The following is a 24,655-nucleotide window of genomic DNA, read 5'->3' as shown; positions in this document are numbered from 1 at the left end:
TTTTGTTCCCGATTTTGATTTCAATGCGCGGATTCTTATGCTCCGCTTTTGACTATACAAATAGATATAGGCTGGCCTAGAGTGTCAATGTAAAAGTCAAGGAACGCAAAAATTGTGCCGGGTGGCGGCAATCTTTGCCGGTGTGACGCGACCGCTCCGGCACTTTGATCGTGACGCCCAACGAGGTGTGGATTTGGTGTCGATTTATCAGCGCATTTACACGGATATCGAGGCGAAGATCATTAGCGGCGATTGGCGGCCCGGCGACCGTATTCCCATAGAACATGAACTGGTCGCGGAATATCAATGCTCGCGCATGACCGTCAGCAAGGCACTGTCGGCTCTGGTCGAGCGCGGCATGATCGTCAGAAGGCGCAAGGCCGGTTCGTTTGTTGCGTCGCCCCAGATCGACCGCACGGTAATGGATATTCAGGATATCAGCACCGAAGCGGAACTGGCCGGGCACGAACACCGCTTCGAGCTTCTCACCCGTAAAGTCGAACGCCTTGGAGAAACGGACGCACAACAGCTGTCGGAAACTCCCGATGCGGAGATACTCAGGCTTCAATGCCTGCATATCGTGGACGGCAGACCCAATGCCATCGAACGGCGGATCATCATGCTCGACGCCGTCCCACGTGCGCGCGACGAGAGCTTCGCCTCGATCCCGCCCGGCAAATGGCTGCTTGCAGAAGTTCCCTGGTCCAAGGCCAAACACGTCATCCGCGCCGTCTCGGCCGATACGGCGACGGCGCGAATGCTGGAGATAGAAAGAGGCCAGGCGTGCCTTAGCCTAATCCGGCAGACCTGGCAGAACGGCCGGACGGTGACATATGTCGAGATTACCCATCCAGGCGACCGGTTCCAGTTCGCAGGGACGTTTCATCCGATGGCAAATTGAGTTGGCGCACACCACGGGAGGTTCTGCAAGTGATCGATGAGCGCTTCAAGACGATCCCGCTCAAGGGTCTGCAAGCCTTCGAGGCGGTGGGGCGTTGCGGCGGCGTGACGGCTGCGGCACTGGAGCTCAAGGTCTCGCCGGGGGCAATCAGCCAGCAAATTCACAAGATCGAAAGTTTTCTTGGAGTTTCGCTGCTGGAGCGGAGCGGGCGAACCGTTGAGCTGACCGCCTGGGGCCGGCTTTATCATCAGGAGATTTCGAAGGGATTTGAGCAATTTGCGTTCGCTCAGCAGTTATTGGAAAGGGCACGCAACGAGACGCCGCTGGTCCTTAGCGCACTTTCTTCCGTCGTCAACAAATGGATCGGCAGGCGAATCTTCGACTGGCAGGCCCTACACCCCGATGTTCAAGTGAGAATTATTGGACGGGACAAGGAGCCCAGGATTGGTTTCGACGATGTCGATTTCCGCGTAAGCTACGGGTCGGACGTCCTGCAGCACGACCATTATACTGAACTGTTTCGCGATTGGGTCGTGCCTGTCTGCTCGCCGTCGCTAATGCAGGATCGCGCGCACGCGGCCCGAGATCTCTTCGAGCAGCCGCTTCTGCATGTCGAGTGGGAAAGGCACTTCACGCCTTACCCAAGCTGGGCGGAGTTTGCGGCCATGGCCGGTATACCGTTCGACGCGTCGACGCCCGGCCTCTCCTTTACCCTGTCGAGCAGCGCGATCGATGCAGCCGTCAACAAGCGTGGCGTCGTCCTCGCGCAGATGTCGATGATATCAGATGAGCTCGAGGCGCAGACGCTCGTCACTCCCGTCGATATGCGGATTCCGCTGCGCGAAAGCTACTTTCTCGCCTGGGACCGCGCGGCACTGCAAAAGCCGCGCGGCCGCGAATTCCGCGACTGGCTCGTCGCCATTTCCCGTCAGCAAGCTTTGGTGTCAGCCCCCAAGTGAACGTTTTAGAAAATCTAAAACGGACCTTAGCGCCGCGATGTTGATGAAAATTTGCGCCTGGTGATAATTTGCGCGGCCACCTTCAATCGGCAGCATGCATAAGGGGGAGAGCTCGATGGCGCGAACTGACAAGATGAAACTTGGGACCTTCGTCTACACTTTCGGCTTTCATCCAGCCTCGTGGCTGCATCCGGCCAGCGATGTCGGCGGCGCCAATGACTTCGCCCATCTGCTCGATGTCGCCAAACGATCCGAGGCGGCCAAGTTCGATTTCATGTTCATGGCGGATTCTCCGGCTGCCGCCGTCGGTGATCCGAATGCGCTTGCCCGTATTCCGACCAAGATGAATCGCTTCGAACCCCTCTCACTGCTATCAGCATTGGCGGTCACGACCAGCAATCTCGGTCTCGTTGCGACGGTGTCGACAAGTTATTACGAGCCATACAATGTCGCCCGCCTGTTCGCCTCGATCGACCATCTGAGCAACGGGCGCGTCTGCTGGAATGTTGTCACCTCCGACCATGACGAAACCGGCTACAACTTCAATCGCGAGGGACTTGATCCGCACGCGCTACGCTATGAGCGCGGCAACGAATTCGTCGATGTCGTTTTCGGCCTTTGGGACAGCTTCGAGGAAGGTGCTCTGCTTCTCGACCGCGAAAACGGTGTCTATTATGACAAGGACAAGCACCACACCCTCAATCACAAAGGCAAGCATTTCCAAGTCCGCGGACCCCTCAACATTGCGCGAACGCCCCAGGGCCGTCCCGTCATCGCCCAGGCCGGCGGTTCAGAACCCGGAATGGACATGGCGGCGCGCACTGCCGAGATCGTCTTCAGCCTCGCGTCGAATATCGAGCGGAACAGGGCCTTCTACGAAAACGTCAAGAGCCGGATGCCGGCCTATGGGCGCGATGCCGACGACCTGAAGATCATGCCGGGCATCGTTCTCAACGTCGGTGAAACGGTAGCCGAGGCGAAGGCGAAGGTCGACTATCTGATCGACAAGATGCATCCTGATGTCGGCCGGTTAATGCTTTCCGAATTCCTGGAAGCGGACTTGCGCGACGTGCCGCTCGATAAGCCCTTCCCCATGGATCGGCTTCCGGCGGCGCCGAAGGGTTCACGCGCCTTGTTCGACGAACTGGTCGGTTTCGTCAGGAGCGGCCATACCGTCGGCGAGCTCATCCGGCACTATGCCGAGAAGCATACCGGAAATGGCATTACAGGTACGCCCACCCAGATCGCCGACTTTATGGAGGAATGGTTCGAGACGCGGGCCGCCGATGGCTTTATCCTGATGTTCCCGACTCTGCCGTCCAGCCTCGAGGATTTCGTGGGGCTCGTCCTGCCCGAGCTTCGCCGCCGCGGTCTGTTCCGCGAGGAATATGAGGGAAGGACCCTGCGCGAAAACCTCGGTCTTTCAATGCCGGCAAACCGTTTTGCCAAAACGCAGACGCCGGCCCGATGAGTGCAGCGGCTTTGATCAGCGAAGCAGATTTCAAGCTTTCGATGCGTCATCTGGCGGGTGCGGTCAGTGTGATCACGGTCGGCGACGGACAAGACCACACCGGCTTCACCGCAACCTCGGTCTCTTCATTATCGGCGGAGGTGCCCTCCGTCATCGTCAGTGTCAACCGCGCATCTTCCTCATGGCCGGTATTGCAGCGGTACGGCTGTTTCTGTGTCAACGTGCTCGCGGCCGACCAGCAGCAGGTGGCGCAATCCTTTGCAGGTTTCGACGGACGCAAGGGCGTGGAACGCTTCGGTAATGCGGGATGGTATCGCCTCACGACTGGCGCGCCCGTTCTCGAAAACGCTCTTACCGTGCTGGACTGCAAGCTCGAAACGGAATTCCACCATCATTCCCATGCGATTCTGATCGGGCATATTTGCGCCATCCAAGTCCGACAAGGCATAGGGCCGCTCATCTATTGGCGCGGCGGCTATCGTGAACTTCCGGCGGAGGTCGATTGCCACGTTCTAGCGGAGCCGCTCCGACAATAGCCCTATCGAGGCAACATCCGCATTGGCAAAGGCAAGTCTGAGGTAATGCTCTTGTCTCTCGCCGAAATAGGCGCCGGGCAAACAGACGATGCCCGATTCCCTGGCGAGTCTTTCGGCGATCTCTGAAGATGATCGATCAGCGAAAGGGTGACGGACGAAGGCGAAATATGCGCCGATCGCTCCTATTTCCCAATCATGCAAGCTGGAAAAGACCAGCTTTAACGCATCCGCCCGGCGCGCGATTTCCAGCCGGTTGCCGGCCCGCCAATCGGCAAGCGCGGGGATAGCCGATGCAACGGCGATCTGAGCCGAGCGCGGTGCGCAGATCTGCATATTGTCCATCACCTTGGCGATCTCGGCGACGAGCTTGGGTCCTGCCGTGATGGCACCCAGCCTGTGGCCGGGGATGCAAAAGGATTTCGAAAAACTGTAAAGAAGCACGACCGTGTCCTCCCAACCCGGCTCGGACAGGAGTGAGTGCGGCCGGCCGCAATCCTCGCCCAGGAAGTCGCGATAGGTTTCATCAAGGATCAGCCAGGTGCCATACTTCCGGCAAAGAACAAAAAGCTCGTGCAGCAGGCTTGGCGGATATACCGCTCCGGTCGGATTGTTGGGTGAGACGACTGCCAGCACCTTGGCGCCGGCCGCAAGTGCTGCTTCGGTCGAACTCGGGTTAGGCAGAAAACCGCTGGCAGGATCGCACTCAACCAATCGACGTCCGATTCCCAGCATCGACAGCGTCGTATCGTGATTGAAATAGAAGGGATTGGTGAGAGCCACCGTATCGCCCGCGCCAGCAAGGGCGATCGCCGCGCACATGAACGCCTGATTGCAGCCGGCGGTGATGTGGATATTGCCTTCGGAAAGGTCGGCGCCGTAAAGCGCGGCGAGATGTGCTGCATAGGCCTTGCGTAACAGGGGCTCGCCTTCGATTGGACCGTAGCCTGTCATCGCCTGTTGTCCGGCCGCCTCGGCAAGCCGGCGAAGCATCTCCGGATGGGCGGGATAGCCGGGTACGGCTTGCGATAGATCGATGAGCGGCCCCTTGTTGCCTTTATATTCGCGGCTCCAGGCAATGACGGAAGGAATGGGCGGGGCAGAGAGTCGGGAAACACGTAAATTGGGTTTTGCAGCGATCATGTCGATTTCTCATTGATAGCAATTGCTACAACGATACCAATTACCTTCTCAATCCCTTTGTCGCCTGAGACGGGACCGAAGCGAAGACATATGCTCATGGTGTGGGACAAAAACCGACTCGAACAGATGCGCGCAGATTTCGCGGACGCCAATGGTGGTGAGATATTCGATGAGAGGTTTCGGAAAGTGGCGGAGAAGATCATCTCCAAGAACGGCACGAGACTGGCGCCATATGCCGGCGTACCGACATTCCTCAGCGCACCCTATATGCAGGTCGCAGACGATGAGCCGGACTTCGGCAATCTCCAGGTTGCGATCACCGGGATACCCATGGATCTCGGCGTCACCAACCGCCCGGGCCCCCGTTTCGGACCGAGAGCGCTTCGCGCCATAGAAAGGATCGGCCCCTAATGAACTGGTGCGTATTGATTTTGAGGATTGAGGGGTCTTTTGTCCAGGCATCGCAGATTGCCTGGTAGGGCGTTCGCCACCGCAAAGCCTTGAGGTGCTTGGCACAGTAATAGGCTGTGACGAAGGCAAGGACATGGGCTTTCAGGCTGTCGAGATTAACGTGACACCACCCAGTTGTGCCAATCGCTTTCACTGCCGTTGAAGACGTTGAGGTCGATCTTGCCGTCGACGCCGTCGGAGAGGCCGGAGCCGGAATATTGCCAGAACAGCCATTTGCGGCCGGGATAGACCTTGGACGGGTGAGCGGCGACCGAGCGCAGCCAGAAGGGATAATCGAGCATCTGACCTTTCAGATTGTCGCGATAGAAATCCGGCGCCGTGTAGATGATCGGGCGCTGGCCGTAATGACGCTCGAGCTTGTCCATGAAGACCTGCATCTTTTCTCGAACCCGAGCCGGGGAGATGCGGCGCTTGCAGCTCGACTCACCGTTCCACTCGACGTCGATGACGGGCGGAAGCGCGTTGGCTTCCTTCGGAACGTTGCGGATGAACCAGTCGGCCTGTTCGCCGGCTGTCCGGCACCAGTAGAAGAAGTGATAGGCGCCGTGTTTCAGGCCTGCTTCCTTGGCCCGGCGCCAGTTCTTTCTGAACATCGGATCGAGGTGATCGCCGCCGTCGGTCGCCTTGATGTAGACGAAATTCGCGCCTTGCTGCCGCAGAGTGTCCCAATCGATCTCGCCTTGCCAGCGCGAGACGTCGACGCCATGCACGGCGAGCTTTCGGGGTGAGGTCGAGCCGAAGTTGATCGGTTTGGCGTCGCGGAATCGGTGGCTATAAATTCGCGAGCGCGTCGGTGATTTCGGGCCGGCATCCGGATCAATCCCCGGATTGGCAGGCATTAATATCGCAACCGGCCGTTCCGTCGGCATCGGCATGCCGACCGGTCTCTCCGTCGGCACCAGCGCCTGAGGTTCCGGAACCGGTCCGGTCCAGCTCAATGCTTCCTGCGGCGGGCTTGCCTGCGGGGCGGCGTCGCCAACGGCAGCGGCCGGTATCGGGCCGCTCGGCTTCGTGATGGCGTTGGTAGTTTCCTTCGACGGCACAGGGGTGAGTACATCTTCGGCGCCGGAACTTGTAGAGCATCCCGACAGGATCACGGCGGCGAGGAGAATTGCTGATACAGCCGATGGACGCATAAGAACCTGCACGCAAAACCAAGATCGATGGCGACGTTTCCGGTAGGGAAAACCGCCCATTTGAAATTGCTAACAGACACTTGCTAAGAAAGGTTAAATTTGAATCCAATGCCTTGAAAAGGGGCCGGGTTCAGTCCGCCGTTCGCCGCCTGTGCAATGCCGGCGTGCAAGCCCTCCCGAACGGCACGGGAGGGCTTGTGCAATTGCTGTTATTCCGCCGCCTCTGCGTAACTTTCCACCGGCGGGCAGGTGCAGATCAGGTTGCGGTCGCCATAGACATTGTCGACTCGGTTGACCGGCGACCAGTATTTGTCGACGCGGAAGGCGCCGGGCGGAAAGCAGGCCTGTTCCCGGCTGTAGGGACGATCCCATTCGCCGACAAGGTCTTCCACCGTGTGCGGGGCGTTCTTCAGCGGGTTGTCGGCCTTGTCCATGCGGCCTTCCTCGATGGCCCGGGCTTCCTCGCGGATCGCCAGCATCGCCTCGCAGAAGCGGTCGAGTTCGGCCTTGGTCTCGCTTTCTGTCGGCTCGATCATTAGCGTGCCTGATACAGGCCAGCTCATCGTCGGCGCATGGAAGCCGCAGTCGATCAGGCGCTTTGCGACGTCATCGACGGTGACGCCGGCGCTGTCGACCAGCGGGCGCGTGTCGATGATGCATTCATGCGCGACGCGGCCGGTCTTCGATTTGTAGAGCACGTCATAAGCGCCCTTCAGCCGGGCAGCGATATAGTTTGCGTTGAGGATCGCCACCTTGGTCGCCTGCGTCAGGCCTTCGCCGCCCATCATCAGGCAGTAGCTCCAGGAGATCGGCAGGATCGACGCGGAGCCGAAAGCGGCTGCTGAAACCGCGCCCGGACGACCGTCGGTTTCAGGGTGGCCCGGCAGGTGGGGCGCCAGATGTGCCTTGACGCCGATCGGGCCCATGCCGGGGCCTCCGCCGCCATGCGGGATGCAGAAGGTCTTGTGCAGGTTGAGGTGGGAGACGTCGGAGCCGATGTCACCGGGGCGGGACAGGCCGACCATGGCGTTCATGTTGGCGCCGTCGAGATAGACCTGGCCGCCGTGCTGATGCACCAGTTCGCAGATTTGCTTGACCGTCTCCTCGAACACGCCGTGCGTCGAGGGATAGGTGATCATGCAGCAGGAGAGATTTGCCGCATGCTCCTCGGCTTTGGCGCGGAAATCCTCCATGTCGATGTCGCCGTTTTCGCGCACCTTGATGACGACAACCTTCATGCCGGCCATCTGCGCCGAGGCAGGGTTGGTGCCGTGCGCCGAGGTCGGGATCAGGCAGACGTCGCGATGGCCTTCGCCGTTGGCGATGTGGTAGTTGCGGATGGTCAGCAGGCCGGCATATTCGCCTTGCGCGCCGGAATTCGGCTGCATGGAAAAGGCGTCGTAGCCCGTGACGGCGCAGAGCTTTTCCGTGAGATCATCAAGCATTTCGCGATAGCCGAGCGCCTGGTCTGCCGGCACGAAGGGATGGATGTCGGAAAATTCCGGCCAGGTGATCGGCAACATTTCCGCGGTGGCATTGAGTTTCATCGTGCAGGAGCCGAGCGGGATCATGGCGCGGTCGAGCGCGAGGTCACGGTCGGAGAGCCGGCGGATGTAACGCGTCATCTCGCTTTCGGCCCGGTTCATGTGGAAGATCGGGTGGGTGAGATAATCACTGGTCCTGAGCAGGTCCTTCGGCAGGCGGTAGGATGGCTCGAAATCAGCAATGGCAAAATTGCCGCCGAAGGCGCGCCAGACTGCTTCGAGCGTCGCGGGGCGCGTGCGCTCGTCGAGGCTGATGCCGATTCCGGTCTCGCCGACCTTGCGCAGATTGACGCCCTCGGCGACGGCGGCGCGCAGGATCAGGCCTTGCATGTGGCCGACATCGACGGTGACCGTATCGAAGAAGCTTTCGGGCTCGACCTTGTAGCCGAGTTTCTCCAGGCCCTTGGCCATCAGCACGGCCTTCTGGTGCACCTGCTGGGCGATTGCCTTGATGCCCTTCGGGCCGTGGAAGACGGCATACATCGACGCCATGACGGCAAGCAGCACCTGGGCGGTGCAGATGTTGGAGGTCGCCTTCTCGCGGCGGATATGCTGTTCGCGGGTCTGCAGCGACAGGCGATAGGCGCGGTTGCCGCGGGAATCGACGGACACGCCGACGAGGCGGCCGGGCATGGAGCGCTTGATGGCATCCTTGACCGCCATATAGGCCGCATGCGGACCGCCGTAGCCGACGGGAACGCCGAAGCGCTGCGAGGAGCCGATGGCGATATCGGCGCCCATTTCGCCAGGTGATTTCAGCAGCGTCAGCGCCAGAATGTCGGCTGCGACCACGGCGATTGCGCCGGTCTGGTGCAGGCGGGAGATCAGGCCGGTGAAGTCATGCACGTGACCATGCGTGCCAGGATACTGGAAGATCGCGCCGAAGACATCGACCGGATCGAGATCGGTGAAGGGATTGCCGACGATGACGCTCCAGCCCAGCGGCTCGGCGCGGGTACGGATGAGGGCGATGGTCTGCGGATGGCAGTCGGCATCGACGAAGAAGGCCTTCGCCTTCGACTTGGAGACGCGCTCGGCCATCGCCATGCCTTCGGCGGCGGCGGTCGCCTCGTCGAGCAGCGAGGCGTTGGCGACGTCGAGGCCGGTCAGGTCACAAATCATTGTCTGGTAGTTCAGCAGCGCTTCGAGGCGGCCCTGGCTGATCTCCGGCTGGTAAGGCGTATAGGCCGTATACCAGGCAGGATTTTCCAGGATGTTGCGCTGGATGACTGGCGGCGTGATCGTCCCGTAGTAACCCTGGCCGATCAGCGAAACGAGCACCTTATTCTTGTTGGCGGTCTCGCGCAGCTTGTCGAGCGCCTCGCGCTCGGTCATCGGCGCCCCCCAGACGAGCGGCGCCTTCTGGCGGATGGCGGGTGGTAGCGTCGCATCGATCAAGCCGTCGAGGCTGCTATAGCCGATCACCTTCAGCATCTCGGTCATCTCCGTCGGCGAGGGGCCGATATGCCGGCGATTGGCGAAATCGTAGGGCTGATAGTCGGTGAACTGGAATTCGGTCGGCGTCGTCATTACGCGGTGAGCTCCCTGTAGGCGGCCTGGTCGAGCAGGCCGTCGGCATCGGCTGGGTTCTTGAGCTTGAGCTTGAAGAACCACCCGGCGCCTTGAGGATCGGAGTTGATGAGCGAGGGATCGGCGACGATTGCCTCGTTGACCGCGGTGATCTCACCGTCGAGCGGACAATAGACTTCGGAGGCCGCCTTGACGGATTCGACGGTTGCCGCATCGTCGTTCTTCGCAAAGCTCTTGCCGACTTCCGGCAGTTCGACGAAGACGAGATCGCCGAGCTGTTCGACGGCATAGGTGGTGATGCCGACGGTTGCGACATCGCCGTCGAGCTCGAGCCATTCATGTTCAGCGGTAAATTTCAGCATGGAAAAATCCTTTCGGAAAACAGGGTTTCAGCGTTTGTAGGTCGGCGTGACGAAGGGCAGGGCGGAGACAGTGACGGGCAGGAACTTGCCGCGCACCTCGGCATAGACCTGGGTGCCCACCGCAGCATGGGAGATCGGCAGATAGCCCATGGCGACGGGACCTTCGACGCTGGGGCCGAAGCCGCCCGATGTGACTTCGCCGATTTCGGTCTTGCCCTCGGCATCGGCGTAAAGCTTGGCATGGCCGCGCACCGGCGCCTTGCCCTCCGGCTTCAGGCCGACACGACGGCGGGCCGCGCCGTTTTCGAGTTCGGAGAGGATGCGGCCGGAGCCCGGAAAGCCGCCGGCGCGTGCGCCGCCGGCCCGCCGCGCCTTCTGCATCGCCCATTCGAGCGCTGCCTCGACCGGCGAGGTGGTGGTGTCGATGTCGTTGCCATAAAGGCAGAGGCCGGCTTCCAGACGCAGGGAGTCACGGGCGCCGAGGCCGATCGCCTGGACGTCCGGATGTTCGAGCAACCGCATGGCGACATCTTCGGCCTTGTCAGCCGGGACGGAGATTTCGAAGCCGTCCTCGCCGCTATAGCCGGAACGCGAGACAAGGCAGGAAACGTCGTGCAGGCGGCAGTGGCGCACATCCATGAATTTCATCGCCGCGACGTCGGCCCAGAGTTCGGCGAGAACCTCGACCGCCCGCGGTCCCTGCAGCGCGATCAGCGCGCGATCCAAAAGGGTGATATCGCACTGGTCGCCGATATGGGCCTGCAGATGGGCGAGATCGGCCTCCTTGCAGGCGGCGTTGACGACGACGAAAAGGTGGTCGTCGAGATGGGTGATCATCAGATCGTCGAGAATGCCGCCGGTATCGTCGGTGAAGAAGCCATAGCGCTGGCGGCCTGCCGGGAGCCCGAGAATATCGACAGGCACAAGGCTTTCGAGCGCCAGCGCCGCATCCTCATAGCTGCCCGACTTCGCCTTCACGATGACTTGGCCCATGTGGGAGACGTCGAAGAGGCCAGCCTCGGCGCGGGTATGAAGATGTTCCTTCATGACGCCGGCGGGATATTGCACCGGCATGTCGTAACCCGCAAACGGCACCATGCGGGCGCCGAGCGAAAGATGCAGGGCATGCAGCGGGGTTTTGTTGAGGGCAGCAGTATCGTCCAAACGACGCCTCCGGGGTTTGCGCCTTTTGCTGAGGCGCGGGCTCAAATCTGAAGGCGCGGCTGCGCGCTTCTCTCCTGAGCCCCCTCTGTCCCTTTGCCTGAGATTGTTATCCCTTCGGCGAGCGTTTCGAGAACGCTTCTCTCCAGAGTTCCGTCTGCCCCCTTGCTGGTCCTTTGGCCTGAGAGTTTCCGGGGCGGTTGCTCCTTCGGCACCGGTGGCACAAGCACCGGATTCTCCCAACAGGGTTGGCCGCAATTATCCGGCGGGCGCAGCACTTGGCAAGGCCAAATGTCGTGACCTGACAAATTTTTGTCGCCATACTCACGGCAGGGCGCGATCTGCGGCAAATCTGCTTTTGCATTCGGCCGTGAAAACGGCTATCGCGACTTGCTGTTGAAGGGGATTTCATGCGGCGGACAGGACTGAAAGCGATGCTCTTCCTGCGCATGTTTTGCGCCTTGGGCCTGCTTTTGCTCGGATTCGCCCATCAGGCCCCGCAGGCTGCCGCTTCAGATGGTTATGATGCCGCGGCCTACATGCTGCCGGATGGCAGCTTTGCGTCGCTCTGCGTCACAGTGAAGGAGGCGGGAGGCAAGACTGTCGGCTTCAAGCCGAATTGCGAAGCCTGCCGGCTGTCTGCGTCGGTGATCCTGCCGATGCCGGATGCGGGTTCGTGGCTCGCGCGCAAGCTCGCCTCGCTCGTCAATGCCCCGATGGAGGCCGCGGCCGTTGCCGGCGTCAGCGCCGTCAGCCGGGCAAATTCGCGTGCGCCTCCTTCCCTCATCTGATCTGCCTCCGCAACCTAAGACGCAGAATGCCGGTTCGCCCAAAGAAGATAGCGACCGGCGAGGAGATATCCGATGAAAACAATCAAGACTTTCGCGCTTTCCGCGCTTCTTTCCGCTACCGCCTTCGCCGGCGCCGAGGCGCATGTCAGCTTCCTCGACCGCGAGGTGCCGCTGGACACCACGATTCTCGCCACGCTGCAGGTGCCGCATGGCTGTGATGGCAAGGCGACCACGGAAGTGCGGGTGAAACTGCCGGAAGGTTTCGTCTTCGCCAAGCCGCAGCCAAAGGCCGGTTGGGAGCTCGAAGTGATCAAGGGCGACTACCAGAAGACCTACGACAATCACGGCGACAAGGTGAAGACGGGCGCTATCGAGATCCGCTGGAAGAATGGCAATCTTTCTGATGATTTCTACGATGCTTTCGTCATCCAGGGGAAGGTTTCGGGCGTCGAGGCCGGCAGCTCGCTTGCCTTTCCGGTGACGCAGCTCTGCGGCGATGCGGTCACGGTCTGGGATCAGGTGGCAATGGCTGGCGGCGATGCGCATGAGCTAAAAAGCCCGGCGCCGCTGCTGAAGATCGTTGCCGGCGAAGGTCATGGCCACGACCATGACGACATGGCTGGGATGAGCATGCCCGGCATGGACGCGACCGGCAAAGCCGGCATGGACACGACCGGCAAAGCCGGCATGGACACGACCGGCAAAGCCGGCATGGACATGTCCGCTATGGCGGCTGGGGCCCCGGCCGGGGAAACGGTCAAGGCTGGCGACCTCGAAATCTCCGGCGGCTTCGCCAAGGCGATGCTGCCAGGCCAGCCGGTCGGCGGCGGCTTCTTCACGGTGAAGAATAACGGCCAGACGGACGATCGACTGGTGTCGGTAAGCTCGCCGGCAGCCGGTGAGGTTCAGATTCACGAGATGGTGACGAAGGACAATGTCATGCGGATGCGCCAGCTGAAGGATGGCATCGCCGTTGCTGCAGGCCAGACCGTGAAGCTTGAGCCCGGCAACCTGCATCTGATGTTCCAGAAGGTGAAGACGCCGTTCAAGCAGGGCGATACGGTGCCGGTGACGCTGAGCTTCGAGAAAGCCGGCAAGATTGACTTGGTGCTGCAGGTACTTTCGGCGCAAGGCAAGTGAGCACAGGCTGGTTAAGACAGAAAAGCCCGCGACGCGGGCTTTTCGCTGGAGAGGCGGTTGCCTTGCCTCAGACGTCTTCGTAGGACTGCAGCGCCTGCTTGAGGCCGGCCTGCGGCTGACGATTGCCCCTCTCCATCAGGTCGAGCGCCACTTCGGTCGACTGGATGATACTGGCGGGATCGTCGACTCCTTCGGTGCCTTCGGCCTTTAACTGCCGGTCAGCGAGCCGGCGCGAGTCGCGGGCGGCGGTGCTCGTGGCGACGCGCTGCGGTATTCTCAGCGTTTCCAGGGCAATGGCGGCGGTGCTTGCCGAAATGGACAGGAGCTGGGTCATGCCGGCACAGTATCGACAGGACCTTGGCGCCGGCATAAGAAAGTTGTTAGCATTTTACTGAATTTAAAGAATTTATTCCGTCACGATCGGCTGCGTTCTCAAACTCGGATATTCCGCCCATGATCCAGGCTCTCCTCGTCGCCGTCGGTGGCGCCATCGGTTCCGTCCTCAGATATTTTGTCGGTCAATGGGCGCTGAGGCTCCTGGGGCCGGCCTTTCCCTGGGGCACTCTCGCGGTCAATGTCGTCGGCTGCTTCGTCATTGGTGTCTTTGCCGAACTGGTCGCGCGGAAGTTCAACGCATCGGTGGAACTGCGCCTGCTGTTGATCACCGGTTTTCTAGGCGGCTTCACCACCTTCTCGGCCTTCTCGCTCGATGCCATCTCGCTCTTCGAGCGCGGCGAGGCTGTCGCCGGCGGCCTCTACATAGCAGCCAGCGTCGGCCTTTCGATGGCGGCAGTGTTCGCGGGCCTCGCCATCATGCGCACTTTGGTCTGATTCCGGTTTCCGTTTTGCATGAAAATGCTCTAAGGCTGCGGCAAGAACGCCGGCTTGGCCCGCGCTGCAATTTCCGAAAGACTATTCATGGCTGGCATAGAACATATAAAGGTTGAACCTGACGAGGCGGGCATGCGGCTCGATCGCTGGTTCAAGGTGCATTTTCCCGGGCTGGGCTTCGGGCCGCTGCAGAAGCTGCTGCGCTCCGGCCAGATACGCGTGGACGGCGGACGCGTGAAATCGGATGCACGCGTGCAGCCCGGTCAGACGGTGCGCGTGCCGCCACTCGATGTCGACGCCAGGCTGAAAACCGGGCCGATCGCCGGCAAGGATCTCAAACATTCCACGGATTTCGACCTCCTGTCACGCATGGTGCTGCATGAGGACGACAAGGTGATCGTCCTCAACAAACCGGCCGGCCTTGCCGTGCAGGGCGGTTCCGGTGTCGCCAGGCATATCGACCAGATGCTCGAGGCCTGGACCAGCCCGAAGGGCGAGAAGCCGCGCCTCGTTCACCGCCTCGACCGCGACACGTCAGGCGTGCTCGTCATCGCCCGCACCCGGGGCGCGGCACAGAAGCTGACGGCCGCCTTCCGCGAGCGCGATACGAAGAAGACCTATTGGTCTCTGGTGAAAGGCGTGCCGCGCAAGCGTGAGGACAAGATTTCGACTTGGCTCGTCAAGGAGCCGACGGCTGATGGCGACCGCATGCGCATCGCCAAGCATGGCGAAGAGGGCGCCGATCATGCCGTGTCCTATTACCGCATCGTCGAGACGGCGGCGCAACGTCTCGCCTGGCTGGAGATGGAGCCCTATACGGGGCGCACACACCAGCTTCGTGTTCACGCTTTGCACATCGGCCATCCGATCATCGGCGATCCCAAATATTTCGACGATGATCCGAACTGGGATTTTCCCGGCGGTATCCAGAAGCGGCTGCATCTGCACGCCCGCCATATCGACATTCCGCATCCCTCCGGCGGCCGGCTGCGCGTCACCGCGCCTTTGCCGCCGCATATGGTGCAGAGCTGGAATTTGCTCGGCTTCGATGAAAATTCGGCTCCCATCCTGGACGACGAAGCATGAAACTTGCGCTTTTTGATTGCGACGGCACATTGGTCGACAGTGCCGAGCTGATCCACGAAACGATGCGCCGCACCTTCGCGAAGTTCGGCAAGGCGGAACCTCGATTTGACGACACCAAGGCCATTATCGGCCTGTCGCTGGATATCGCGATCGCCCGCATGCAGGGCAGGCCGCATGTCGAGCAGGAAGACATCGACATGACGGCGCATTATAAATCGCTGTTTACGATCGTGCGTAGGGATCTCGACCACAGAGAGCCGCTGTTTGCCGGCATTCGCGAGATGATCGATGCGATCAGCGGCCGCGAGGATCTGCTGATCGGGGCGGTGACCGGCAAATCCCGGCGCGGGCTGAAGCTGGTGATGGAGACGCACGGCTTCGACAAGCATTTTGTCGTTGCGCGCACCGCCGACGACTGCCCCTCCAAGCCGCATCCGGCCATGGTGACGGAATGCTGCGACGAAACCGGGATGAATGCCGCCGATACCATTGTCATTGGCGACGCGGTTTACGATATGCAGATGGCAAAGGCTGCCGGCGCAAAAGCGATCGGTGTTGCCTGGGGTTATGCCAGCGTGGATGAGCTGATCGCCAACGGCGCCGATGCGATCGCCTACCATCCGAACGAGATATTGCGCCATTTTTCCTGAGGTGAGCCCATGCGCGATCTGCTGAACGATCTGTCCGAGGGACTGAGCCATCCCGATCCCATCCGTCGAGCCCAGATCCAGACGAAAAAGCCGCTGCCGAAGCGTTTCTACACCGACGTGGCGGTCGCCGAGCACGAGGGCAGTTTCGCAATCATGCTCGACGGCAAGTCGGTGCGCACGCCGGCACGGCAGGTTCTTGCCGTTCCCACAGAGGCGCTCGCACAACTTGTCGCCGCCGAATGGCGTGGGCAGGGCGAGGAAATCGATCCGGTCACTATGCCGGTGACCCGGCTGGTCAACACCGCGCTGGATGGTGTGACAACCAATACGCAGGCGATCTTCGAAGACATTCTCCGCTTTTCCTCGAGCGACCTCATCTGCTACCGCGCCGACGGGCCGGAGCTGCTGGTCGAGCGCCAGAGGGAACGTTGGGACCCGATCATCGACTGGGCGGCCAGCGATCTCGGTGCCCGTTTCATTCTCGTCGAGGGGTTAATGCATCACGAACAGCCGCGTGAGGCGACCGCTGCCTTCGCCGTGACGCTGGCGCGGCATCAGAGTGCGATGGCGCTCGCCGCCCTCCATACGATCACGACGCTGACCGGCTCGGCGATCCTGGCGGTTGCCTTGGCCGAGGGCCGGGTGACGGTGGAGGAGACATGGTCGCTTGCGCATCTCGATGAGGACTGGACGATCGAGCATTGGGGGCGCGACGAGGAAGCCGAAGAGCGGCGGGCCAAGCGCTTTGCCGAGTTCAAAGCGGCAGCGGACGTTTTTTTCGCCCTAAGCGCCTGAAACATATTGCCTTCTCAGACATTATGGCGAAATCTGCGACTCCAACGGGTGGTGCGGGATTTTGCGATGGATTGGCTGAGGTCGTGTTTTTGCCGGACCGTGCTCGTCTGTATCGCGCTGACGGCCTGCGGCAGCCTCTCGGCCAACAAGCCGAAGGCGCCGCTCTATGATGTGCGCAGCGCCGTCGTTCTTTCCGGCCCGAACATCCCGGCCGAGCTGCTTGCCGGGATCAACGACCGCGTCAATGCCGCGATCAATGCAACGATGCGCGACACCGTGCTGCCGCGGGTGGTGCTGACGATCCGCGTGGTCTCGATCCAGAAGGGACTCGGTTTCCAAAAGGATCGCAACGTCGCCAAAATCAGCGTCGACGCGGCTTCGGTCGAGGATGGCTCGGTGATTGCCGTCAGCGCCTTCGATGTGACCAGTATCGCCGCCGATCCGAAACTTGCCGACGACATCATCGCCGAGGACGTCGCTGCACGGATTCGCTCGGTTTTCTCGCTTAGCGGACGCAGCCGCTAGCGCATATCGGCCGCGAGAGCGGCGAGGGGAGATCGCATGAAGGAAATTCTCGAAGAACTGGAACGCCGCCGCGGCATCGCCCGCCTAGGCGGCGGCAAGGAGCGCATCGATGCTCAGCACAAGCGCGGCAAGCTGACGGCGCGCGAGCGCATCGACCTCTTCCTCGACGAGGGCTCCTTCGAAGAGTTCGACATGTTCGTGGAGCACCGCTCCACTGATTTCGGCATGGATAAGAGCCGTATCGCCGGCGACGGCGTCGTTACCGGCTGGGGCACGGTCAGCGGCCGCACGGTTTTCGTCTTCGCCAAGGACTTCACCGTCTTCGGCGGCTCGCTTTCGGAGGCGCATGCAGAGAAGATCATGAAGGTGCAGGACATGGCGCTGAAGAACCGCGCGCCAATCGTCGGCATCTACGATGCCGGCGGCGCGCGCATCCAGGAAGGAGTGGCCGCGCTTGGTGGTTATGCCGAAGTCTTCCAGCGCAATGTGCTTGCCTCGGGCGTCATTCCGCAGATTTCCGTGATCATGGGCCCCTGCGCCGGCGGCGACGTCTATTCGCCCGCCATGACCGATTTCATCTTCATGGTGCGCGATACCTCCTACATGTTCGTCACCGGCCCCGACGTGGTGAAAACGGTGACCAACGAGACGGTTACGGCTGAAGAACTCGGCGGCGCCGTGGTGCATACGGTGCGCTCGTCGATTGCCGACGGCGCCTATGAGAATGATGTCGATACGCTGTTGCAGGTGCGCCGGCTGATCGATTTCCTGCCGCTTTCGAACACGTCGCCGGTGCCTGAGATCGAATGTTACCAGTCAGTGACCGAGACCGATGCGTCGCTCGACACGCTGGTGCCGGCGAGCGCCAACAAGCCCTATGATATCAAGGAGCTGATCCGGAAGGTGGCGGACGAGGGGGATTTCTTCGAGATCCAGGAGAGCTTCGCCAAAAACATCGTCTGCGGCTTCGGCCGCGTCGAAGGCTCTACCGTCGGTTTCGTCGCCAACCAGCCGATGGTGCTGGCCGGCGTGCTCGACAGCGATGCCTCGCGCAAGGCGGCGCGTTTCGTGCGCTTCTGCGACTGCTTCAATATTCCGATCGTCACGTTCGTCGACGTGCCGGGCTTTCTGCCGGGCACGGCGCAGGAATATGGCGGCCTGATCAAGCATGGCGCCAAGCTGCTCTTCGCCTATGCGGAAGCAACGGTGCCGAAGCTCACCGTCATCACCCGCAAGGCCTTTGGCGGTGCCTATGACGTGATGGCGTCTAAACATCTGCGCGGCGATTTGAATTATGCCTGGCCGACGGCGCAGATCGCCGTGATGGGCGCCAAGGGCGCGGTCGAGATCATCTTCCGCAAGGATATTGCCGATCCGGAGAAGATCGCCGCCCATACGAAAATGTACGAGGACAGGTTCCTGTCGCCCTTCGTCGCTGCCGAGCGCGGTTATATCGACGAGGTGATCATGCCGCATTCGACCCGGCGGCGGCTGGCGCGCGGTCTGAAGATGCTGCGCAACAAGGATCTCGCCAATCCCTGGAAAAAACACGACAATATCCCGCTCTGATATCCGGCCGCGTGTTGCCTGCTGTCGAAAAAGTGAACGGCCGTCAGCGATCCGTGTGTTCAATCGCGGCCGGGGACGGGCTAACGCTCGGCTGCAATTTCTTTAATGGAGAGGTTTAATGTCAACTTTCGAGCGTCTTTCCGCCTATCGCCCCTATGGGCTGGCCGCTCTCAGAATCATCACTGCACTGTTGTTCATCGAGCATGGCACGATGAAGCTTTTCGCCTTTCCGGCTGCGCAGATGCCAGGCCCGCTGCCGCCATTGATGCTTTTCGCGGCTCTTCTGGAGCTTGTCGGCGGTCTCCTCATTCTGGTCGGCCTGCTGACGCGTCCGGTCGCCTTCCTGCTGGCCGGCCAAATGGCGGTCGCTTATTTCATGGCGCATGCCCCGAACAGCTTCTTCCCGGCCCTCAACCAGGGCGACGCCGCGATCTTGTTCTGCTTCGTCTTCCTCTACCTGTTTTTCTCCGGTCCCGGCGCTTTTGCGGTCGATAACCGCAAGATGGCTTGAAACGGACAATGACTGCGGGGCGTTTCGGCGCCCCGCAGCATTTCGGAATCAGGCGGTGAGCTTGAGGCCGGCGATGCCGGTGACGATCAGCGCGATGCAGGCGAGACGGGAGACACTTGCCTCATCACCAAGCAGCCAAATGCCGAGGAGCACGGTGCCGACCGTGCCGATGCCGGTCCAGACCGCATAGGCGGTGCCGATCGGCAGATACCTCACCGCCAGGCCAAGCAGGACGACGCTCACCACCATTGAAATGACGGTCAGCGCCGTCGGCAGCGGCCGCGTGAAACCCTCGGTGTATTTAAGGCCGATCGCCCAGCCACATTCGAAAAGACCGGCGAGAAAAAGCAGAAACCAGGCCATACGCCTCTCCTTGTTCAAGAGCGAGGCCGTCCCCGCGACGGTTGCATCCTCTGGACGCCGCAGTCGTCTGCGATAGTGCCTATATCAGTGAGGGAACGGCCGTCTTCAAGGTAGGAATGGGCATGGCTGCCATGCCACCCGTTTCTTGCCGGCCTGCGGAGGAGATCATGGCCGGCCGCCGGCCTCGCTGGAAAGGTTCTTGGCGCGGCGGCAGAGGCGATCGAAGGTCTCGAGGAATCGCGAGCGGTCTTTCGGGCTGAAGGCGGCGTTGTAACCTTTGCTTTCCCCGGTTTCGCGCAGATGCGCACCAAGATCGCGCATGGCGCTCGCCATGCCGATATTGGTTTCATCGAAGACACGTCCGGTCGGGCCGCTGACGAAAGCGCCGGTCGCGACGCAGCGTACGGCCAGCGGCACGTCGGCAGTAACGACGACGTCGCCCGCGCCTGCGCGCTCGGCGATCCAGTTATCGGCGGCATCGAAGGCGTTGGAAACGATGACGTTGTGGATCATGGGATCGCGGGACGGGCGCAGGCCGGAATTGGCGACGAAGGTAACTTCGAGGCCGTGGCGTTCGGCAACCTTCAGGATTTCCGGCTTCACCGGGCAGGCATCGGCGTCGACATAGATCATGGCGGTATCCTCATGCCAGATGAATGGCAGGCTGTCTGACCATATCGACATGGGGAATGCCGTCTTCCAGATATTCCTGTGACGTCCCGACAAAGCCGAAGGATTCATAGAAGCGGCGCAGATGGGCCTGCGCCGACAAGGCGATCGGATTTGCCGGATAAAGCCGCTCACAGGCGGTGATCGATTCGCGCATCAATGCATCGCCCAGACGTTTGCCGCGATGGGCAGGCGAGACGACGACGCGGCCGATCTTTGACGGCTCCTGTGGCTCATGTGGTTTCAGGATCCGCGCCGCCGCCAGGAGGTCACCGCCCTCCAGCAGTCGCAGATGCAGAGCATCGATGTCCTTGCCGTCGAGTTCCGGATAGGGACAGTTCTGCTCGACGACGAAGACATCGACCCGCATTCGAAGGAGGTCGTAGAGCTCCCGCGCGGGGAGCTCATCGAAATGCCTGAGATCGACCCGGTAGTTGGCTGCCGCCATCAGTACACCACCACGCCGCGGATGCTTTCGCCCTTGTGCATCAAGTCGAAGCCCTTGTTGATGTCTTCGAGCGGCATCGTGTGGGTGATCATCGGATCGATCTGGATCTTGCCCTGCATGTACCAGTCGACGATCTTCGGCACGTCGGTGCGGCCGCGCGCGCCGCCGAAGGCGGTGCCCATCCAGTTGCGGCCGGTCACCAGCTGGAATGGCCGCGTCGAGATTTCCTGGCCGGCGCCGGCAACGCCGATGATGACCGATTTGCCCCAGCCGCGATGCGAAGCTTCCAGCGCCTGGCGCATCACCTTGGTATTGCCGGTGCAGTCGAAGGTGTAGTCGGCGCCGCCGATCAGGTCGCCGTTGCGCTTGGTCATGTTGACCAGATGGGGAACGATGTCGTCGCCGACCTCCTTCGGATTGACGAAATGCGTCATGCCGAACTTCTCGCCCCAGGCCTTGCGATCCGGGTTGATATCGACGCCGATGATCATGTCGGCGCCGGCAAGCCGCAGCCCCTGCAGCACGTTGAGGCCGATGCCGCCGAGACCGAAGACGATCGCCGTCGATCCGATCTCGACCTTGGCGGTGTTGATGACGGCGCCGATGCCTGTGGTGACGCCGCAGCCGATGTAGCAGACCTTGTCGAAGGGCGCGTCGGGATTGATCTTGGCGAGCGCGATCTCGGGCAGCACCGTGTAGTTGGCGAAGGTCGAGCAGCCCATATAGTGGTGGATCTTGTCCTTGCCGATCGAAAAGCGCGAGGTGCCGTCAGGCATCACGCCCTGACCCTGGGTTGATCGAATCGAAGTGCAGAGATTGGTCTTGCGCGACGTGCAGGAATAACACTCGCGGCATTCCGGTGTATAAAGCGGGATGACGTGATCGCCCTTCTTCACCGAGGTCACACCCGGGCCGACATCGACGACGATGCCGGCGCCCTCATGGCCGAGGATGGCCGGAAACAGGCCTTCCGGATCGGCGCCCGACAGGGTGAAATCATCGGTGTGGCAGATGCCGGTCGCCTTGACTTCCACCAGCACTTCGCCGGCCTTCGGGCCGTCGAGCTGCACGGTCATCACTTCGAGCGGTTTTCCAGCCTGAACGGCAACGGCGGCGCGAACGTCCATCTTCCCAATCTCCCTTGTAACATTATCAGACGAACCTTGGCATGTCAGGCAAGCCGGGCTCAAGAGAAAACGCCGATCGGCACTGCTGCCGCCGCTGCCGTGTTCCTTCAGGCGAATTCCATGATCACGGCATCGACGGCTAGGCTTTCACCGGGAGCGGCGTTGATCTTCGAAACGACAAGATCGCGTTCGGCGCGCAGGACGTTTTCCATCTTCATCGCCTCGACGATCGCAAGCGTTTCACCGGCCTTGACCTCCTGGCCCTCGGCGACCGCTATAGACACGACGAGGCCGGGCATCGGGCAGAGCAGGAGCCTTGAGGTGTCGGGCGGCAGCTTCACCGGCATCAGCCTGTCGAGTTCCGCGTGGCGCGGCGAAAAGACTTTGGCGGTCACCGACAGTCCCTGCCAGTCGATGCGCACGCCGTTGAGGGCGGGACGGATTTGCGCGGCAATATCCTTGTCGCCGACCTTGCCGCTCCAGACCGGATCACCCGGTCTCCAATCGGTGACAATGCTCCGGCTTTCACCCTCGAATTCCATCTCCATATCGAAGGGAATGGTGACGAGGCCATCGAGCACTCTGACAGCGACGTAGCTGCCTCCTGTTTTGACCACCCAATGCTCCGGCAGTGTGGCCGATGCGGTGCGCAGGCGATCGGCGAAACGGTCGCGGCGGTTCGCTTCGATAAGCGAGGCAGACAGCGCGATTGCGGCAAGTGTGGCTTCCTCCTGCCGGTCCGGCTTCATCGGCGCGAAACCGTCAGGATATTCCTCGGCAATAAAGCCGGTGGAAAGCCGGCCCTCGCGCCAGCGCGGATGTTTCATTAGCGCCGACAGGAAGGGAACATTGTGTTCGATGCCGTCGACGACAAAGCCGTCCAGCGCCTGGCCCATGGCCTCGATCGCTTCACTGCGCGTCGGCGCCCAGGTGCAGAGCTTGGCGATCATCGGATCGTAATACATCGAGATCTCGGCGCCCTCGAAAACGCCGGTATCGTTGCGAACGACAATGTTGCCGGTCTTGCCTTCCGCCGGCGGGCGGTAGCGCGTCAGTCGGCCGATCGAAGGCAGAAAGTTGCGGTATGGATCTTCAGCATAGAGCCGGCTTTCGATCGCCCAGCCATCGAGCCTGACAGCCTCCTGGCCGAAGCCGAGCGGCTCTCCCGCCGCGATGCGGATCATCTGCTCGACGAGATCAATGCCGGTGACGAGTTCGGTCACGGGATGTTCGACCTGCAGGCGGGTGTTCATTTCGAGGAAATAGAAATTGCGGTCGCGGTCGACGATGAATTCGACCGTGCCGGCGCTCTGGTAGTCGACGGCCTTCGCCAGCGCCACCGATTGTTCGCCCATGGCCTTGCGGGTCTTTTCGTCGAGGAAAGGTGAGGGTGCCTCTTCCGCGACTTTCTGGTTCCGCCGCTGGATCGAGCATTCCCGCTCGCCGAGATAGACGACGTTGCCATGCGCATCCGCCAGCACCTGGATCTCGATATGGCGCGGCTCGACGATGAACTTCTCGATGAAAACGCGGTCGTCGCCGAAGGAACTCTTCGCCTCCGAGCGGGCGCGCTCGAAGCCGTCGCGCACCTCGGCTTCGTTCCAGGCAATGCGCATGCCCTTGCCGCCGCCACCGGCAGACGCCTTGATCATGACCGGATAGCCGATCCCGCCAGCGATCGTTTCCGCATGCGCGGCGTTCTCGATGATGCCGAGATGGCCGGGCACGGTAGAGACGCCGGCCGCATTGGCGAACTTCTTCGATTCGATCTTGTCGCCCATCGCCATGATGGCCTTCGGCTTCGGGCCGATGAAGACGATGCCCTGCTTTTCCAACTCGGCGCAGAAAGAGGCGCGTTCGGACAGAAAGCCGTAACCCGGATGCACCGCTTCGGCGCCGGTCGCCTTGCAGGCGGCGGTGATCTTCTCGGCGACCAGATAGCTTTCCGACGCTGCGGCGGGGCCGATATGGATGGCCTCGTCGGCCATTTCGACATGCAGCGCGTCCCGATCCGCGTCCGAATAGACCGCAACGGTCGAAATGCCCATGCGGCGCGCGGTCTTGATCACGCGGCAGGCAATCTCGCCGCGATTCGCGATCAGGATTTTCTTGAACATCGAGACTCCACCCAGAAATGCGTTCCGGAGTTTTACGCATAAAATACCGGAACGCACAATCGGCTTGGGGCCGGCACGCGGGAGATGTGGGGCTAAGCCGCCGAATGTCAGGCGACGGCGGCTTCCGCAACGGATTCCTCATCGACGATGCGCAGCCAGCGGCTGCGCCGCGGTTCCGGGCGATCGCGCAGCGTGACGGAGGCCATGATCCCAGCCCAGTGCGGATGGTTGGCGCCCGGCAGCGTTGCCTGCTCGATCTGATTGAGGACGCCATATTCAGCCGGCGACACGGCGATGACGCCGCCTGCGGCGATGCCTCTGAAGATGCGCATCGCAAAATCGACGTCCTGGCGCGTGATGTTCTTGCGGTCGACGGCGCGCGACAGATTATAGCCGCCGATGCCGTCGGTGATCGCCAGGCGAAGCTGGTCGAGGGCAAGCGCTCTCAATTCACCCGGGACATCGGTCGAAATCTCCATGACGTGGAGAATGAGCTCGAGCTCCAGCGCCGAGTTGACGACGCCGTTGGTCGCGAACATGCGCATGATCCAGGCAACGTTGATTTCATCAAGCGAGCCCTGCGGATAGGTGTAATGGACGATAAAACCGGCGATCTGCTCCACAAAGAAAGCGTTCCACTCGGCACATTTTTCGGGACAGGAATTGTTGAGCGCCAACATTGCAACGACATCCTGAGACGTCCGGATCCCCTCGGGGAAAGCATGTTTGCGCAGCAGCACGATATCTTCGGCCGTCAGCCGATGCTTACCGGCCACGACACAGGCCGGAAAAGCGAGACGGAATTCGCTCATGTTTTAACTC

25 protein-coding genes, 2 pseudogenes and 2 riboswitches are annotated in these 24,655 nt (G+C 61.3%); of the genes and pseudogenes, 14 read left to right on the top strand and 13 right to left on the bottom strand.

Annotated elements, in window-relative coordinates:
* The first annotated feature begins 193 nt into the window (after positions 1–193).
* The 4 genes from hutC (at position 194) to NL154_RS10260 (ending at position 3,867) form a co-directional block, all read left to right on the top strand.
* Positions 194–901: a histidine utilization repressor gene (gene hutC, locus NL154_RS10275; RefSeq protein WP_434734080.1), complete on the top strand. Its 708-nt coding sequence runs from the start codon at positions 194–196 to the stop codon at positions 899–901.
* 29 nt (positions 902–930) lie between these two features.
* Positions 931–1,860 carry a LysR substrate-binding domain-containing protein gene (locus NL154_RS10270; RefSeq protein WP_221147770.1) on the top strand — a complete coding sequence of 310 codons (930 nt, stop codon included), beginning with the start codon at positions 931–933 and terminating at the stop codon, positions 1,858–1,860.
* Between the two features lie 115 nt (positions 1,861–1,975).
* A complete protein-coding gene (locus tag NL154_RS10265; RefSeq protein WP_210631196.1) occupies positions 1,976–3,331 on the top strand; it encodes an LLM class flavin-dependent oxidoreductase in 1,356 nt (451 codons plus the stop codon).
* Positions 3,328–3,867, top strand: coding sequence for a flavin reductase family protein (locus NL154_RS10260; protein WP_210631197.1), 540 nt, complete (start codon positions 3,328–3,330; stop codon positions 3,865–3,867). Before NL154_RS10265 ends, NL154_RS10260 begins: the two co-directional genes overlap by 4 nt.
* On the opposite strand, the gene NL154_RS10255 is transcribed toward NL154_RS10260, so the two are convergent.
* Positions 3,844–5,007: an aminotransferase gene (locus NL154_RS10255; RefSeq protein ID WP_434733999.1), complete on the bottom strand. Its 1,164-nt coding sequence runs from the start codon at positions 5,005–5,007 to the stop codon at positions 3,844–3,846. The genes NL154_RS10260 and NL154_RS10255 overlap by 24 nt on opposite strands.
* A 96-nt stretch (positions 5,008–5,103) precedes the next feature.
* On the opposite strand from NL154_RS10255, the pseudogene NL154_RS10250 reads away from it, so the two are divergent.
* Positions 5,104–5,415: pseudogene (locus NL154_RS10250) on the top strand (arginase family protein); the annotation flags it as partial.
* On the opposite strand, the pseudogene NL154_RS10245 reads toward NL154_RS10250, so the two are convergent.
* From NL154_RS10245 to gcvT, 5 genes and pseudogenes are all read right to left on the bottom strand, one after another.
* A pseudogene (locus tag NL154_RS10245) lies at positions 5,351–5,575 on the bottom strand (hypothetical protein); the annotation flags it as partial. The pseudogenes NL154_RS10250 and NL154_RS10245 overlap by 65 nt on opposite strands.
* Positions 5,574–6,614: a GH25 family lysozyme gene (locus tag NL154_RS10240; RefSeq protein WP_434733998.1), complete on the bottom strand. Its 1,041-nt coding sequence runs from the start codon at positions 6,612–6,614 to the stop codon at positions 5,574–5,576. The pseudogene NL154_RS10245 and the gene NL154_RS10240, both read right to left, overlap by 2 nt.
* 209 nt (positions 6,615–6,823) lie before the next feature.
* Entirely contained in the window at positions 6,824–9,688 is a 2,865-nt protein-coding gene (gene gcvP / locus NL154_RS10235) for an aminomethyl-transferring glycine dehydrogenase (protein ID WP_221123370.1), read from the bottom strand.
* Positions 9,688–10,050, bottom strand: coding sequence for a glycine cleavage system protein GcvH (gene gcvH, locus NL154_RS10230; RefSeq protein WP_434733997.1), 363 nt, complete (start codon positions 10,048–10,050; stop codon positions 9,688–9,690). Before gcvH ends, gcvP begins: the two co-directional genes overlap by 1 nt.
* Before the next feature lie 27 nt (positions 10,051–10,077).
* Positions 10,078–11,214: a glycine cleavage system aminomethyltransferase GcvT gene (gene gcvT, locus NL154_RS10225; protein WP_434733996.1), complete on the bottom strand. Its 1,137-nt coding sequence runs from the start codon at positions 11,212–11,214 to the stop codon at positions 10,078–10,080.
* 75 nt (positions 11,215–11,289) lie between these two features.
* Positions 11,290–11,370: riboswitch (glycine riboswitch) on the bottom strand.
* Positions 11,371–11,463, bottom strand: a riboswitch (glycine riboswitch).
* Between the two features lie 158 nt (positions 11,464–11,621).
* Here gcvT and NL154_RS10220 point away from each other — a divergent pair.
* Both NL154_RS10220 and NL154_RS10215 read left to right on the top strand, forming a co-directional pair.
* Positions 11,622–12,002, top strand: coding sequence for a hypothetical protein (locus tag NL154_RS10220; protein ID WP_221123368.1), 381 nt, complete (start codon positions 11,622–11,624; stop codon positions 12,000–12,002).
* A gap of 72 nt (positions 12,003–12,074) precedes the next feature.
* Complete coding sequence (locus NL154_RS10215) at positions 12,075–13,142, top strand: copper chaperone PCu(A)C (protein ID WP_434733995.1); 1,068 nt, start codon at positions 12,075–12,077, stop codon at positions 13,140–13,142.
* 67 nt (positions 13,143–13,209) lie between these two features.
* Here NL154_RS10215 and NL154_RS10210 read toward each other — a convergent pair whose 3' ends face one another.
* Positions 13,210–13,476, bottom strand: a complete 267-nt coding sequence (locus tag NL154_RS10210; protein ID WP_210631205.1) for a hypothetical protein — start codon at positions 13,474–13,476, stop codon at positions 13,210–13,212.
* A 119-nt stretch (positions 13,477–13,595) separates the two neighbouring features.
* Here NL154_RS10210 and crcB point away from each other — a divergent pair, with 119 nt between their 5' ends.
* The 7 genes from crcB (at position 13,596) to NL154_RS10175 (ending at position 19,109) form a co-directional block, all read left to right on the top strand.
* Positions 13,596–13,973, top strand: coding sequence for a fluoride efflux transporter CrcB (crcB, locus tag NL154_RS10205; protein ID WP_434733994.1), 378 nt, complete (start codon positions 13,596–13,598; stop codon positions 13,971–13,973).
* An 87-nt stretch (positions 13,974–14,060) separates the two neighbouring features.
* Complete coding sequence (locus NL154_RS10200; RefSeq protein WP_210631207.1) at positions 14,061–15,059, top strand: RluA family pseudouridine synthase; 999 nt, start codon at positions 14,061–14,063, stop codon at positions 15,057–15,059.
* Positions 15,056–15,709, top strand: coding sequence for an HAD-IA family hydrolase (locus NL154_RS10195; RefSeq protein WP_434733993.1), 654 nt, complete (start codon positions 15,056–15,058; stop codon positions 15,707–15,709). The genes NL154_RS10200 and NL154_RS10195 overlap by 4 nt, the downstream gene beginning before the upstream one ends.
* A 9-nt stretch (positions 15,710–15,718) precedes the next feature.
* Complete coding sequence (locus NL154_RS10190) at positions 15,719–16,504, top strand: ATP12 family chaperone protein (protein WP_210631209.1); 786 nt, start codon at positions 15,719–15,721, stop codon at positions 16,502–16,504.
* A 66-nt stretch (positions 16,505–16,570) separates the two neighbouring features.
* Entirely contained in the window at positions 16,571–17,029 is a 459-nt protein-coding gene (locus NL154_RS10185) for a hypothetical protein (protein WP_210631210.1), read from the top strand.
* Positions 17,030–17,065: 36 nt separating this feature from the next.
* Positions 17,066–18,598, top strand: coding sequence for an acyl-CoA carboxylase subunit beta (locus NL154_RS10180; protein ID WP_210631211.1), 1,533 nt, complete (start codon positions 17,066–17,068; stop codon positions 18,596–18,598).
* A 118-nt stretch (positions 18,599–18,716) separates the two neighbouring features.
* A complete protein-coding gene (locus NL154_RS10175) occupies positions 18,717–19,109 on the top strand; it encodes a DoxX family protein (protein WP_210631212.1) in 393 nt (130 codons plus the stop codon).
* Between the two features lie 48 nt (positions 19,110–19,157).
* Here NL154_RS10175 and sugE read toward each other — a convergent pair whose 3' ends face one another.
* The 6 genes from sugE to NL154_RS10145 all read right to left on the bottom strand — a co-directional run bounded on the left by sugE (position 19,158) and on the right by NL154_RS10145 (position 24,645).
* The gene (sugE, locus tag NL154_RS10170; RefSeq protein ID WP_434733992.1) at positions 19,158–19,472 is read right to left on the bottom strand and encodes a quaternary ammonium compound efflux SMR transporter SugE; all 315 of its coding nucleotides are present in this window, start codon (positions 19,470–19,472) and stop codon (positions 19,158–19,160) included.
* A 165-nt stretch (positions 19,473–19,637) separates the two neighbouring features.
* A complete protein-coding gene (locus tag NL154_RS10165; protein ID WP_210631214.1) occupies positions 19,638–20,105 on the bottom strand; it encodes a YaiI/YqxD family protein in 468 nt (155 codons plus the stop codon).
* 10 nt (positions 20,106–20,115) lie between these two features.
* Positions 20,116–20,589: a GNAT family N-acetyltransferase gene (locus tag NL154_RS10160; protein WP_434733991.1), complete on the bottom strand. Its 474-nt coding sequence runs from the start codon at positions 20,587–20,589 to the stop codon at positions 20,116–20,118.
* The gene (locus NL154_RS10155; protein WP_210631732.1) at positions 20,589–21,716 is read right to left on the bottom strand and encodes an S-(hydroxymethyl)glutathione dehydrogenase/class III alcohol dehydrogenase; all 1,128 of its coding nucleotides are present in this window, start codon (positions 21,714–21,716) and stop codon (positions 20,589–20,591) included. Before NL154_RS10155 ends, NL154_RS10160 begins: the two co-directional genes overlap by 1 nt.
* A 107-nt stretch (positions 21,717–21,823) precedes the next feature.
* The gene (locus NL154_RS10150) at positions 21,824–23,833 is read right to left on the bottom strand and encodes an acetyl-CoA carboxylase biotin carboxylase subunit (protein WP_434733990.1); all 2,010 of its coding nucleotides are present in this window, start codon (positions 23,831–23,833) and stop codon (positions 21,824–21,826) included.
* Positions 23,834–23,940: 107 nt separating this feature from the next.
* Positions 23,941–24,645: a hypothetical protein gene (locus NL154_RS10145; RefSeq protein ID WP_434733989.1), complete on the bottom strand. Its 705-nt coding sequence runs from the start codon at positions 24,643–24,645 to the stop codon at positions 23,941–23,943.
* Positions 24,646–24,655: the final 10 nt, after the last annotated feature.

This window comes from Rhizobium sp. YTUHZ044 (assembly GCF_051123975.1).
Taxonomy (GTDB): domain Bacteria; phylum Pseudomonadota; class Alphaproteobacteria; order Rhizobiales; family Rhizobiaceae; genus Rhizobium.
This window is presented reverse-complemented; position numbering and strand designations above follow the sequence as displayed.

Bases quoted from the DNA above. Each gene is read 5' to 3' on its own strand.
- NL154_RS10265 (WP_210631196.1), top strand. From the start codon at position 1,976: ATGGCGCGAACTGACAAGATGAAACTTGGGACCTTCGTCTACACTTTC.
- NL154_RS10260 (WP_210631197.1), top strand. From the start codon at position 3,328: ATGAGTGCAGCGGCTTTGATCAGCGAAGCAGATTTCAAGCTTTCGATG.
- NL154_RS10255 (WP_434733999.1), bottom strand. From the start codon at position 5,007: ATGATCGCTGCAAAACCCAATTTACGTGTTTCCCGACTCTCTGCCCCG.
- NL154_RS10240 (WP_434733998.1), bottom strand. From the start codon at position 6,614: ATGCGTCCATCGGCTGTATCAGCAATTCTCCTCGCCGCCGTGATCCTG.
- gcvP (WP_221123370.1), bottom strand. From the start codon at position 9,688: ATGACGACGCCGACCGAATTCCAGTTCACCGACTATCAGCCCTACGAT.
- gcvH (WP_434733997.1), bottom strand. From the start codon at position 10,050: ATGCTGAAATTTACCGCTGAACATGAATGGCTCGAGCTCGACGGCGAT.
- NL154_RS10220 (WP_221123368.1), top strand. From the start codon at position 11,622: ATGCGGCGGACAGGACTGAAAGCGATGCTCTTCCTGCGCATGTTTTGC.
- NL154_RS10215 (WP_434733995.1), top strand. From the start codon at position 12,075: ATGAAAACAATCAAGACTTTCGCGCTTTCCGCGCTTCTTTCCGCTACC.
- NL154_RS10210 (WP_210631205.1), bottom strand. From the start codon at position 13,476: ATGACCCAGCTCCTGTCCATTTCGGCAAGCACCGCCGCCATTGCCCTG.
- crcB (WP_434733994.1), top strand. From the start codon at position 13,596: ATGATCCAGGCTCTCCTCGTCGCCGTCGGTGGCGCCATCGGTTCCGTC.
- NL154_RS10200 (WP_210631207.1), top strand. From the start codon at position 14,061: ATGGCTGGCATAGAACATATAAAGGTTGAACCTGACGAGGCGGGCATG.
- NL154_RS10195 (WP_434733993.1), top strand. From the start codon at position 15,056: ATGAAACTTGCGCTTTTTGATTGCGACGGCACATTGGTCGACAGTGCC.
- NL154_RS10190 (WP_210631209.1), top strand. From the start codon at position 15,719: ATGCGCGATCTGCTGAACGATCTGTCCGAGGGACTGAGCCATCCCGAT.
- NL154_RS10185 (WP_210631210.1), top strand. From the start codon at position 16,571: ATGGATTGGCTGAGGTCGTGTTTTTGCCGGACCGTGCTCGTCTGTATC.
- NL154_RS10180 (WP_210631211.1), top strand. From the start codon at position 17,066: ATGAAGGAAATTCTCGAAGAACTGGAACGCCGCCGCGGCATCGCCCGC.
- NL154_RS10175 (WP_210631212.1), top strand. From the start codon at position 18,717: ATGTCAACTTTCGAGCGTCTTTCCGCCTATCGCCCCTATGGGCTGGCC.
- sugE (WP_434733992.1), bottom strand. From the start codon at position 19,472: ATGGCCTGGTTTCTGCTTTTTCTCGCCGGTCTTTTCGAATGTGGCTGG.
- NL154_RS10165 (WP_210631214.1), bottom strand. From the start codon at position 20,105: ATGATCTATGTCGACGCCGATGCCTGCCCGGTGAAGCCGGAAATCCTG.
- NL154_RS10160 (WP_434733991.1), bottom strand. From the start codon at position 20,589: ATGGCGGCAGCCAACTACCGGGTCGATCTCAGGCATTTCGATGAGCTC.
- NL154_RS10155 (WP_210631732.1), bottom strand. From the start codon at position 21,716: ATGGACGTTCGCGCCGCCGTTGCCGTTCAGGCTGGAAAACCGCTCGAA.
- NL154_RS10150 (WP_434733990.1), bottom strand. From the start codon at position 23,833: ATGTTCAAGAAAATCCTGATCGCGAATCGCGGCGAGATTGCCTGCCGC.
- NL154_RS10145 (WP_434733989.1), bottom strand. From the start codon at position 24,645: ATGAGCGAATTCCGTCTCGCTTTTCCGGCCTGTGTCGTGGCCGGTAAG.